Origin of the sequence: Acetohalobium arabaticum DSM 5501 (assembly GCF_000144695.1) — a bacterium.
Classification (GTDB): Bacteria; Bacillota; Halanaerobiia; order Halobacteroidales; family Acetohalobiaceae; genus Acetohalobium; species Acetohalobium arabaticum.
In genome coordinates this window covers 690,200-703,002 of sequence record NC_014378.1, presented here as the reverse complement: position 1 = coordinate 703,002, position 12,803 = coordinate 690,200, and the positions used below count along the sequence as shown (strand labels likewise).

At 32.2% G+C, this 12,803-nt stretch carries 10 protein-coding genes; 3 read left to right on the top strand and 7 right to left on the bottom strand.

The window, feature by feature from the left end; translation table 11 throughout:
- Position 1 precedes the first annotated feature (1 nt).
- The 3 genes from acear_RS03450 to acear_RS03440 all read right to left on the bottom strand — a co-directional run bounded on the left by acear_RS03450 (position 2) and on the right by acear_RS03440 (position 6,266).
- The gene (locus acear_RS03450) at positions 2-3,472 is read right to left on the bottom strand and encodes a sigma factor-like helix-turn-helix DNA-binding protein (protein WP_041667247.1); all 3,471 of its coding nucleotides are present in this window, start codon (positions 3,470-3,472) and stop codon (positions 2-4) included.
- Between the two features lie 274 nt (positions 3,473-3,746).
- A complete protein-coding gene (locus tag acear_RS03445; protein WP_013277632.1) occupies positions 3,747-4,058 on the bottom strand; it encodes a nucleoside triphosphate pyrophosphohydrolase in 312 nt (103 codons plus the stop codon).
- On the bottom strand, positions 4,059-6,266 hold the full coding sequence (locus acear_RS03440; RefSeq protein WP_013277631.1) for a DEAD/DEAH box helicase family protein: 2,208 nt from the start codon (positions 6,264-6,266) through the stop codon (positions 4,059-4,061).
- 94 nt (positions 6,267-6,360) lie between these two features.
- On the opposite strand from acear_RS03440, the gene acear_RS12525 reads away from it, so the two are divergent.
- On the top strand, positions 6,361-6,513 hold the full coding sequence (locus acear_RS12525; RefSeq protein WP_013277630.1) for a hypothetical protein: 153 nt from the start codon (positions 6,361-6,363) through the stop codon (positions 6,511-6,513).
- A 204-nt stretch (positions 6,514-6,717) separates the two neighbouring features.
- Here the strand turns inward: acear_RS12525 and acear_RS12670 are convergent, their stop codons facing one another.
- From acear_RS12670 to acear_RS03430, 3 genes are all read right to left on the bottom strand, one after another.
- Entirely contained in the window at positions 6,718-7,443 is a 726-nt protein-coding gene (locus acear_RS12670; RefSeq protein WP_049772647.1) for an HNH endonuclease, read from the bottom strand.
- 49 nt (positions 7,444-7,492) lie between these two features.
- On the bottom strand, positions 7,493-8,056 hold the full coding sequence (gene iscB / locus acear_RS12665; RefSeq protein WP_049772646.1) for an RNA-guided endonuclease IscB: 564 nt from the start codon (positions 8,054-8,056) through the stop codon (positions 7,493-7,495).
- A 344-nt stretch (positions 8,057-8,400) separates the two neighbouring features.
- Positions 8,401-8,838 (bottom strand): OsmC family protein, encoded by a 438-nt coding sequence (locus acear_RS03430; protein WP_013277629.1) that lies wholly within the window; start codon positions 8,836-8,838, stop codon positions 8,401-8,403.
- A gap of 222 nt (positions 8,839-9,060) precedes the next feature.
- On the opposite strand from acear_RS03430, the gene lpdA reads away from it, so the two are divergent.
- The gene (gene lpdA, locus acear_RS03425; protein WP_013277628.1) at positions 9,061-10,992 is read left to right on the top strand and encodes a dihydrolipoyl dehydrogenase; all 1,932 of its coding nucleotides are present in this window, start codon (positions 9,061-9,063) and stop codon (positions 10,990-10,992) included.
- Positions 10,982-12,019 carry a lipoate--protein ligase gene (gene lplA, locus acear_RS03420; protein WP_013277627.1) on the top strand — a complete coding sequence of 346 codons (1,038 nt, stop codon included), beginning with the start codon at positions 10,982-10,984 and terminating at the stop codon, positions 12,017-12,019. Before lpdA ends, lplA begins: the two co-directional genes overlap by 11 nt.
- On the opposite strand, the gene acear_RS03415 is transcribed toward lplA, so the two are convergent.
- On the bottom strand, positions 12,016-12,747 hold the full coding sequence (locus acear_RS03415) for an MBL fold metallo-hydrolase (protein ID WP_013277626.1): 732 nt from the start codon (positions 12,745-12,747) through the stop codon (positions 12,016-12,018). The two genes, lplA and acear_RS03415, sit on opposite strands and share 4 nt — an antisense overlap.
- Positions 12,748-12,803: the final 56 nt, after the last annotated feature.

Below are 12,803 nucleotides of genomic sequence, written 5' to 3'. Positions count from 1 at the left end.
CCTACTTTCTATCCAACAAATCTTTATGAATAATTTCCCCATTATCAATTTCATATAAAGATACCTCTTCTGTATGTGATTTTGCTAAATCATGAGAAATAAAATTAATCCTTGATAAAAAATTTTCTATCTTTTTAAGCTTAGTAGCACCATTAAATTTATTTTTCAAAATATAAGCTATAAAATCACTATCATCTTTTATCTCTAATTTATTATTTTTTTTCATAACTACATAATCTTTAGTCCCCAACAATAAAAATTTATTCATGTTTGATAAGAAATAAACTAATAAGTCTTCTCTCCAACTAACGCTATTACCCAAATTAGGTAATTTGCTTCGATTTTTATTATTTAAGATAGTCCGTGAAATACTAATGTAATGTCTTTGTGAAGCATCTAATAACTCTAATACTAAATCTTGCAAATACTTCTTTTTCTCCTCAGTTAAAGCTAATTTATCCTTATATATATACTCATGTCCCTTTTTTAAAGGAATAATATCTTCACTACGACTAACTCCATAGTATATTTCTCTTAATTCAAAACCTAATTTTTTAAATTTATTTTTCAATTCATTATAAAAAATACTGGTATTACATTTTGAAAAGTATTCTTCAAAAATATCTTTCTTACTCTGAATTGAACTATAATTTTTGGTAGCAATTACTGGATAAAATGGAAATGAAAATCTATCAGAATGAATAGTCTCTAAATAATTATATAATTCTTTCTCACTACTTATATTTGCTGACATAACTGTAACTCGTTTATTATCATAAATCAAAGAAACAGATATAATAGAATTATTCTGTTCTAAAATATTATCCAAATCATCAGCAATTTGATTTAATTTTTCTATATCAATTTGTAAATACTCTCTATGTACATATATTCCATCGTTACATTCAATCACATTACCAGCCTGAGATAAATGATTACTTAAGGTATAATCTTCCCATCCCATTTCTTCTATAAAATATTTCTTTAATTCTCCTTTTGACACTTTCCTTCCTACATTTAATAAATATTCCTCAATAACATCCGAATTTTGTTTAGGTTCTGTCCCTTTACTTGATAACGGGAGTATCCTCGGTGATTTATAAAAATGAAATTCATCTCCAAAATAAAATTCTAAAAGAGAATATAAGGCATGTTGATTAGGAATACCTAAATCTTTTAGATATTGCTTAAACTCCCTGTAAGCAGCATTGGCCCAAATCTCAATCAAATCACTATTTAATCTTTCTTTTAACCAATTTTTCACTTGTATTAAATCATCTTTTATAACATGAACATTATCTATATGAATATAATCCCCTCTACCCCAATTGATTATTTTATTACTCCTTTGTATATTTCCAGTTATACTTCTATTACTACTTTCTTTAAAATCTAAAGGAAAATACTTATTTAATAATGCTTTAATTTCATCATTTTTTTTAGATATATTAACTCCATTAGAAAAAAACTCTTTTAAAATAAGAGCACATTTATCATCTTTTCCTGCATTATTTATAAAATAGACCATATTTTCAATTTTTAAAGTATCGTTATTTACCTTTAATAATTCATCAATAACTTTCTTATCTTTAATACCATTTCTTCGCAATAATTTTGATAATTTTTCATATTTAACTTCATTATTTTCAAAATACTCATTTATAATTTTATTAATTAAACCTAGTATATTCTTTAATGGTCTTTTACTTATAAATTTATCCTCAATATTTCTTAACTTATATTCAACTTCTGATATTATATTAGAAAAACTAACTCCCTTCTTCTCACTTTTTAACATTGTATTAAAGAAATTAATTACTTCATTTATATTTAGTGATAAAAAATATTTTTTTCTTAGTTCATCAAATTCATTATAAGATATTATTATTCTATCAATGAATAAGTTTTCAATTAAACTTAAAAAAGGTTTTATATATTTAATTCTTGTATAATGAACTAATTTTCTCATTCCACTTTCTTCTAACTGCCTAACTCTCTGCCTACTTATACTATGTTCTTCTCCTAACTTTTCTAAAGTATAATCATTACTAAATATTCTCTTATTTAATATATCTATATCTCGTTCCCTATTTTCTTCAGGAAAACTAGATAAAATTTGTTCCCAAGTAGACTTGAATTCTTCATTAAATTCAGGATATTCATCCCATGAATCTAAACTCCATTTATTTACATCAATTAACTTAAAATCTGCATTATTTCTTAACAATTCATCAATTTCTTCTAACGATAAATCTATATTTAAAAACATCAAATATTTTTTTATTTCTTTTAGTAGTAAAGGAGTTTCCAAATTTATGAAAAGATTTTTTATTAAATTATCTATTTTTTTATTTTTAAGTCTTTTAATTTTAGTTAAAGCTGAATTAATACAAAATCGAATGCGAGCATTTAAATTATTTGTTAAACAAATTTTTCTTTTTTTATTAAGCCCAATATTATTTATTTTTTTTAATGCTGAAAACAAACAAAAATACCAATTATCCTCCAACTCTAATTTCATTTTTAAATCAACTAAACATAATGGTCCATCATTTAATAAATCTTTTATATAATCACTTAATATAATTGCTGTCTTTTCATTAAAATCAATTAAATTAAATTTTGAACTTTTTTTCAAAAGTTGTTTTATATTATTTTGTAATTCTTTAACAGAAATATTAATACCTACCACAGACAAGTAATCTTTAATTTCATTTAATAATAAATCTCCATTTTTATTTAAAATAATATTTTTTATTAATCTATTTACATCTACTTCTTTTAATTTTTTCATTAATAATTGAATAAAATAAAGTCTATCTTCGATATCAAAATTATTTTCCTTATAACAATTTATTTCATCATATAATGTTTTAATATCTGAATCAAATGAAAGATTAAAATTTAATTGTTTTCTATTTTCCCTAACCTCGTTCCTTATTTTACTCTTGTTACTTATTTTATAAGTATAATTACAATATTCTTCTGGAGTAACTAACTCAAATCCTTGCTCTTTAATAAATTGCTTTATTAAATCTACCTTTATATCCTTTGGCTTTATATTTTCAATAGCTTCTAATGAAACCCCATCCATATCTTGTATTTTAATCAATCCAAAAGATACTAACTGATTTTTAAAAACATAATTATCCAACATATTATAATCAATAAACTCATCTCTTTGTTTTGTATATAAAACTGATATATCATTAGAATGAACATAATTATATTTTGATAACTTATTTTTAAATCTAACTCCATAAAAAGCTATCTGTTTTACCAAATTCCAAAATAAAGTTTTTTCTTTTTTATAAACTGTTTTTAATATATCTAATGTTAAATCTATAAAATGATTAAGTTCATAAGTTTTAGATATTCTACATAAAGGATTTTCATTATTTTTAGGTATAGATTTATTTTTTAAATAATCAGGAATATAAACTACATCATTTCCTGAGTTTTTCATATTCATACTACCTCTCCCTTTATAAAAATAGAAACCATTTATTGACCATGGTTATATATTATAACTAATTATCCTTTAAAAAAATAAAATTAATAAATTATTTTAGAATCACATTAATTACCTTCTATAATTTCAAATATATACCTGCATATTGACCAAAAAAGCTGTAAACTTTATAACATTTTTCACCTTCAAACAAAATATTTTCTTTATATGAATTTTAATTAAAAAAATAATCTTGAATCCTAACTTATGGTGTTGGGAATGAACAGGAAGTAGGTCAATCATAAACCCTCAATAACTTCAATCTCTCCTTAAACCTACCCCGTTTATCCGCCTTCTTCTGTCTCATCTCCTCTATCTCTTCAAACCCAATCTCTTTAACCTCTGCAATTGTCTTTATCACTTCCAACACATCAGCCAATTCCTCTACTTCTTCTGACTCTATATATTCTTTGGCTTCTTCCAGCAGCTTCTCTTTCAGATACTCCTTATACTCTTCCTTCTCCATTACTTCAACTTCATACTCTTTACCGTCCTCTTTAATAATCTCTGGAATCCTATCGCGAATCAATTTATCATACTCTTTCATTTATCCTTCCTCCTTAAACCTGCGGCTGAAATATCTTCTACTTCTATATTCTAAAATATCTTTGAAGTGTTCTGCTAAATCTTCATTTAAATAAGGAACTAAATCTTCACTCAATCTAAACTGTTCATTGATTTCATCATAGGAAAAGAACTTACTTTCTCTCCCCTTAGTTAAGAAATGAACTGGATTTTCTAATGCTGCCTTTTTAAACTCTTCTCTACTCCATTCTTCCCAGCCTTCATGCTTCTTGTTATTTAAATCCTTCTGGTGTAACTTATAATTATAATAATAATTCATAAAGCTTTCCCCTACCTCTTCAATATCAACTTCTGGCTGCAGTTTGCCGTCTTCCAATAAAGCTAAAAGAGTAGGTATTTTATAAGATTTATTCATACTTGTCCTTTCTAATCTATATAAAAATTTCTCCACTATTATATCCAGCCACTCTTCTTCTCCTTCTTTCAATTCATCAATACTGGCTAAAAATCGCAAATACCCTTTTTCTCCGTGATAAGTACGGCGCATATACTCCTTTGTATCAATATCGACTCCTTCCTGAATATCCTTCCGCAGCGGCCGCCGACCTAAATACTTCTTTAACCTATAGTACTCCTCTTCCATTCGGTCCCGGAATGAATCATGCTTCTGTATCTCATTGAAGAGATCAATAACTTCAAAATCAAAGGAAATTTGGCAGCCATTGGGATAATCAAAATCATCTATTTTCTTTAAATCTTGCTTATCTTTCTTCATTGGATTCTCTCCAGCTAAAAGAAATGGAACATAATGAGCTCTTTTGTAATTGCCAATAAAATCAAGCACCTTCAAATACTCTTTCTCCTTATACTCCCGCAATCCTCGGCCTAACTGCTGGAGGAAGACCACATAGGATTCAGTGGGCCGAAGAAATAATACTGTATCCAGGGCTGGAATATCAACTCCTTCATTGAAGATATCCACAGCAAAAATAACATCAATATCCCCGGCTTCTAGCTTCTCCACTGCTTCTTTTCGTTCCATAAAGTACTCTCTCTGATCACTTGAGCTGTGGACACAGACTGCTCTAATGTTATTCTCATTAAAATACTCCGCCATATAGCGGGCATGATTGATAGAAGCACAGAAACCCAACGTCCGCTGACCGGCTAAATTCCGGTAATTCCTTAAAATTAAATCAGCCCGCTTATGAGTAGAAAGCTTCTTCTCCAAATCCTTCTTACCCAGCAGAAACTCCGGTTCAAAGTAATCAAGCACTTTCAGATAACTGTCAGCTCCCGCGTGGTGAAACTCATCAACTACAATATAGTCAAACTCATCCGGAAGAAAGTGATCTTCTGCCAGATACTCTTCTCTACGCAGCTTCTGGACACTGGCTAAAACTATATCACCACTAGCATCCTTTTCTTCACCAGTAAAGAAGGTTACTTCCAACTCAGGTTCTATGCTTTCATAAGTCTTCTTTGTCTGCCGCAAAATTTCCTCCCGATGGGCTACAAACAGAACTTTATCAAACTTTATTGAATCAAAAGCAACTAAATATGTCTTCCCTACTCCTGTAGCTGCCACTACCAGCCCCTTTTTGACTCCTTCCTTCCGGGCCAGCTTCAATTCATGCAGCGCTTCAATCTGAGCACCCCGTGGTTCCGGTCTTTCCGGTTCTTCTTTCTCTTCTACTATCTCTACCTGGGGTTTACTCCAGCTGCTGGCATAATTTCTAAGTTCTTCTTCATCAATCACAGTAGACTCTTCGGCAAAAATACGGTCAAATTCCTGTTCAAATCTTTCATAAGCTACCTCATCAACCTCATCTATCATTCGATAATTCCACTCTACTCCATTGGTAAAGGCTGAAGCAGAGATATTGGATGACCCAATAAATAAGACTTTTTCTTCTTCCTTCTTCAAAAAGTAGGCTTTCGGATGAAAAGAAATGGAATCTTTATCATAAAATCTCAGATCAACCATATCTCCCAATTTATCTTTAAGTAAATACAGAGCAGAAGGTTCAGTAATATTAAGGTATTTGCCAGTTATAATCTTTATCTCAGCACCATTTTTTAATGCCTGCTTCTTTAAATCATCAACAATTAATTTAACTCCTGATTCTTTTAAAAAGGCTACAATTATTTTTACTTCCTGGGCCTGTTTTAATTCTTTTTTAAACAGACTATATAAATTTTCTTTTCGGCCCGTAATTGCATTTAACATTCTTGTGCCTCCAATTTATTTTACTATAATAACAGATCACATATAGGGTTATCCTAATAACAAATTAAAAATCAATAACCAAGGAGGAACCATAATGAACAAAGATAATACTAATCTTTTAACCAAATTCATTGATTGGCTAGGCAATAAACCTGTTAATAAACAACAGATGTTAAATGAAACTAATTATCTATTAAAGGACAAATCTGCACGAAAGATCTACGACTTTTTAGAAAAAGATGATTAAGTTATTTGTTGATTATTTTCTATAAAATCAAATATATGCCTGCACATTATTGAAATATTTTTCTTCTTTACCACCATTTCTTAAAAAAACTCCAGATAATTAAAAAAGCCATGAGTATTTACTCATGGCTAATAATATAATCATGAAAATGTCGCCAGGAGACTCCTTAATTTATTGAGGAGAGGAATGGCGACGGTTCTGACTTTAAGCTATATCTTCAAAACTATAGCTATAACCAGCTCCTCGTTGTAGTAAGTTTAAATATTTACTATTTACTCCATCAACTTTACTGCCATTAAAACAATCTAACCTAAAGTAACCACTTTTGCGAGTAGATACTCTAGCAAAGTAAACTCCCTTGTTTTTACCTTTAGGAATTACTGCTTTAACTAAATCGCCTGTTTTAAAGTTATCTACATACTTATTACGTGAACGATAAGCTCTTGGAAACCCATACTTATCAAGCAAAGTACGCTGTCTTGTACCTCGACCTGTTGCTTTAATACTTAACACTTTAAACCCTTTTTGAAAACTATATTCTTGCTTAGCAGTCCCAACACATAACGCATCAAAATAATGAGTTTTCTCTAATTCAGCTACTTGATTGCGGTTATACTTAGTCTTAGCACCAGTTGATGTTTCAATATTGCTACAAATGCTTTTAAGCTGATCTAACAACTTATAACGATAACTATTGACTCTACCTGCATCTTTAAGTGAAATATCTACTTTACTTTCAAGTATCTGCTTTACATTTTTGTAGCGAACTTTAGGTAGCTTTTTGCGGAAATCCTGCTCTTTTAAGTCCTGTAACCATTCTTTAAGTGTTCGATTATCTTTATCCTGATTACAAGTCTTGCATGATAGAGTAAGGTTTTTGATACTATCTGTACCGCCACGTGAGCTAGGAATTTTATGCTCAACTTCCAAAACTGGATCACCACTTTCGCCCCCACAGTATTGGCAAGTGTGATTGTGCTTATAAAGTAAATATTCTCTTACATTGTAACCTTCGTAATGTGCCTTGCTGATACTCTATACCTTCGATCTCAGGATTTTGCATTTTCTGGGTATCAAATCTTACCATTTCAACTACTACTTTGCTAATAGGACATAACTTCTTTAACCGCTGCACCCAGGTTTTAATGTTATTAACTATAGAATCAACACTCGGTGGTAACCAGTTATCTCCCCGCTTACGATTATCAAAACGTTTTTCTCTATACTTCAATTGAGAGCGTCTAAACCGCCTATGTTCTCTATGGGTTTGTAAGTTTTGCTTAATAGTATCAGCTCGATGATGCAAATTAGCTAAAAACGCTACTTGACTGCCGTTATTGATAGCTAACCCTGTTGTTTTACTCCCAGGGTCAATTTTAAGTGTATAGTCCTTCAAATTAGGATTAGTAACTTTCTTTTTAAGTCTGATTGTAAAAGGTTGTATCTTATGCACTACAGCATAATTATTATCTAATAACCACTTAGCCTTACCGTTATGACAAGGATTAAGTGGAGTTTTGTCTTTATTGAGCACAAATACCATTTTAACACATCCTTTTTTGGTTTAGGTTAAGTAGATAAGGTATCTACTCTCTTAAAATAAGGTAACGGTAGACTTTTAAGTAATGTCTACGCTCCCTTCGGGTAAGTTATGGTAGCTTTTACGCTTAACACACTACTCTATTGTACTCCCATTGAGTTATTTAATGCTAGGCGATAGAGCTTAAAGCTAGGGAGGCACTTTAAGGTATCGTAACTACCATAACGTAGCTAGATAACTAACTTACCCTGGACACCTTACACTAAAATGATTTTCCCAAGCTTCCCATTTTAATGGGGAGAAGGTGACATTTACTTCTTAAATTTATATTAAAAATAACTAGTCATTTATTTTATTTCGTAATCTCCAGCTATTGTAATATTTCGCTGTAAGCTGTCAGAAACAGGACAACGGTTTTCGATTAATTCTACTAATTCTTTGATATTTTCTTCCGGAGAATCAGAATCAATATAAAGAGTAAATCTTACATCTTGAAAGCCAGGATCTACATTATCAGCTCCCTTAAATCCACTGAGATCAATATCTCCTTCTAATTCAACAGAAAAATCATTTAATTCTACATCACAGCTCTTAGCAAACATACTAGCACAAATAGAAAGACAACCGCCTAAACTACAGAGAGTTAATTCGACAGGGTTCATTCCTTCATCAGTACCGCCCATTTTTTCTGGCTCGTCCATAATTATTTTATGTCCTCTACTCTCTGCTTCTACCGTTACTCCCTCCAGCAAATTGACTGTGGCTGTAAAAGTTTCTTCTGACATTTTACCCCTCCTAAGGTGGGAATTTATTAGTTTGTGAAAATATGATCATAATTATTATAGTAAAATTTTTAGTTTTTGTCAACAACTTTATATTAAATTATTTTTTTACCTTAGATTAGTAAACTTGACGTTAATGTAAAAATTAGATACAATTAGAGAGATAATGCAAATGTTTAAAACTTCACTTATTACTTTAGAGTTTATATAAAGGGGAGGAAGATTATGCTTATTAAACTTGATCCTGAACAATTACCTGAAGATGCTGATCAAGCAAAAATAACAGAGATTTGTGTGCAACCAGGAGAAAACATAAAACCAGAAACGGTAATCATGCAACTAGAAGCAGATAAGACTAGTATTTCTCTAACATCAAAAAAATCAGGAACTATAAAGAAAATTTTAGTTACAGAAGATGAAGAAATAGAAGTTCAACAACCACTAGTAAAAATTGCCTCTAAACCAATTCCTATTAAGCTATCAACCGAACAGTTACCGAACGATACAGAAGAAGCCCAAGTAACTAATTTACCTCTAAAAACTGGCGACAAAGTAACTGCCGGAGAAGTGATCTGTGAGTTAGAAGCAGATAAAACTACTATTACTCTGGAATCTAAACAATCAGGCACAATTGCCGAGATAAAAATAGCTGAAGAAGATACAGTCCAAACGGGAGAAACCTTGTTGACGATTACTCCTGCTCAACAAGAAACTAAAGATAAACAAGATATAAAGTCTACATCTTCTAGCGAAACTGAAACAGAAATCACAGTGATCGGCGGAGGTCCTGGAGGTTATGTAGCAGCTCTCAAAGCAGCTAAATTAGGCGCTGACGTAACATTAATTGAAAAAGAAAAGCTAGGTGGCACCTGTTTAAACTGGGGATGTATCCCAACTAAAGCGCTAGTTCGATCAGCACAAGTATATACTAATTTAAAAGAAGCAGAAGAATTCGGCTGTCAAGCTGAAAATATAGATTTCAACTGGGAATCAATACTAGAACGCAAAGAAAATATTGTAACTAAGCTAACCCAGGGAATTGAACAGCTCTTGACTACTCATGAAATAAAAGTAATTTCCGGCACTGCTCAACTAAAAGATGAAACAACAGTTGAAGTTACTACTGCTGATGAAGAAGTAATAGTTAATACCGAACAGATGATTATTGCTACTGGTTCACAGCCAGTACAGCTGCCGATAATAGATGACAAGGCAGTTGACCATCTACTTTACAGCCGCCAGGCCCTAGATTTAGATGAACTACCTGAAAAAATGGTGATCATCGGCGGTGGAGTTATCGGACTGGAATTTGCCTTTATTTTCTCTCGCTTAGATGTGGAAGTAACAGTAATTGAATACTTAGATGAAGTACTGTCCTTCCTTGACTCTGATATTACAGAAGAAATTACTCAAGCAGCACAAACAGAAGGAATTGATATTTATACTTCTGCTCAAGCTAAACAGATTACATCTACAGCAGATGATCAGTGTCTAGTTAAATTTGAATACCAAAATAGCGAACAGTACATTACAGCTGATCGGGCATTAATGGCAGTAGGTAGAAAACCTGATTTAGGTGGTCTAGAAGTTGAGAAATTAGGAATCGAACTTGATAAAGAGACAGATGGAATTCAGGTGAACGATAGAATGCAAACAACAATAGATAATATTTATGCTATTGGTGATGTAACAGGTAAGACACAGTTAGCCCACGCTGCTTCTCATCAAGGAATAGTAGCAGTCAAGAATATAATGGATCAACCAGAAAAGATGGATTACAATACAATTCCTACAGCCATCTTTACAAAACCAGAAATTGCTTCCGTAGGCATGACTGAAAAAGAAGCTGCTAAAGCAGACCATACAGTTAAGATAGGTAAATTCCCAGTAGCAGCTAACGGAAAAGCATTAACTCTAGGTGAAACTACCGGATTTGTAAAAATCATTGCTGATGCCAAAACAGACCAAGTTCTTGGAGGAGCCATTATCGGACCACATGCAACTGACTTAATTGCAGAAATAACTCTAGCAGTCAATAATCAATTAACTACCGAAGAAGTAATCGAGACAATCCATGCTCATCCTACCAGCGCTGAAACTATTCACGAAGCTGCACTAGCCGTCCGGCCAGAAGGTGCTCTCCACTATGACGAATAAAGCTTTGAATTCAAAGCTAGTGTTTGGTACCAGTTATAATCCTTGGTATAATTTAGCCGTAGAAGAATATTTGATAAAACATATTGGTAAGCAGGATATAATTCTCTATCTCTGGCAGAATGATAACACTGTAGTAATTGGACGCAATCAGAATGCATGGCAAGAATGCCATATTGAAGACTTAAGGCGGGCCGGTGGAAAGCTGGCCCGGAGATTATCCGGAGGAGGAGCAGTATTTCATGATTTGGGTAATCTAAACTACACATTATTAATGAAGAAAAAATTTTATAACCTGGAAGAACAACTAATTGTAATTGTAAGGGCCCTTAATAATTTAGGTATAGAAGCTGAATTTTCTGGACGAAATGATATAGTCTGTTGCGGAAAAAAGATTTCTGGTAATGCTTTTTATTATGGAACTAAAGGAGCTTATATCCATGGAACAGTATTAGTAGATACTGACCTCGATAAACTAACTTCTTATCTAAAGGTTTCCTCCGAGAAGATTAAATCAAAGGGAATTGATTCAGTTAAATCTCGAGTAATGAATTTAACAGATATAGATAATAACCTAACAGTAGCTCAAGTTAAAGATAGTATTCAGGCTAGTTTTCAAGAAAGCTACAATCAGGAGCAACCGCTAACTGAGATAAATATAGACCCAACAGAAGAGAAACTACAGGAACTATACGATAAATATTCTGACTGGGACTGGCGGTTTGGAGCTACTCCTGACTGTGATATTTCTATCGATAATCACTTTACCTGGGGAGAAGTCGAAATAAATTTAAAGTTAGCTAATGGTTATATTGAACAAGCAACTATTTATTCTGATGCCATGTATAGCGACTTAATTGAACAAATTTCAGTAGCTCTAGAGGAACGCCCCTTTAAGTTAAAAGTAATATTAGCGACTGTAGAAGATGTTTTTGCTAATTATCAGTTTCCCACTAAAATAAATGAAAATCAATTAGCTAAAGAATTCATTACCTGGTTTAAATCCGAGTTAGAAGAAGTGATTTTTTAATTAAATATGATTTTTTGACCTCTTTCTGTTATCTCTACAGCGTTAACTGGTAAATCAGCAATCTCATCCACAAAGTCACTGGTTATATAATAATTATCCCGAAAGTGAATCGGTACAATCATCTCCGGCTCAATAGTTTCTGCAAAGTAGCGCCCAGCTAAATAGTAATGCTCTTCTAACCTATGATCCACTGGCACACAGGCAATATCAATCTCCTTACCTTCTAGTCTGTCCAGTTCCTGCTTAAACTCCACTTCCTCCTGTTTTCGCTCCTCCAGCGTAAACTTCTTCCAGTGCCACCAGTTGAGATCACCAGAATGGAAGATATTAAAGCCGTCCACTTCCACATAAAACGAAACTCCCTGGTCCGTCGTACCGTAGGTCTCAATATAAACATCATCCAACTTAAGTTCCTGATACTTACCTACTTTATGTCGGTTCTCTTGATCTTGTACCTGCACATCATTACTTAATATATACTCTATAGTATCTAACTCTTCTGCCCAGTCAAAAATTACAGGATTAAAGTGATCCCCGTGGTTATGAGTAACAAAGACTAATCCCTTCTCTTGTTCGGCCAACTCTTCAGTAGTCAAAACGCCATTCTCAATTCTTTTTTCCTCTCCTGCTGGCTGATCATTACAGTAATCAAAGACCAGACAGTAATTCTCTGTCTTAATACAGATACCACTGTGGTATAAATGATAAATATCAATCTCTGCAGTCATTCTTATCCCTCCATATATTATTATACCGCAGATAGGCCGATTCTACCTGCCTCAAA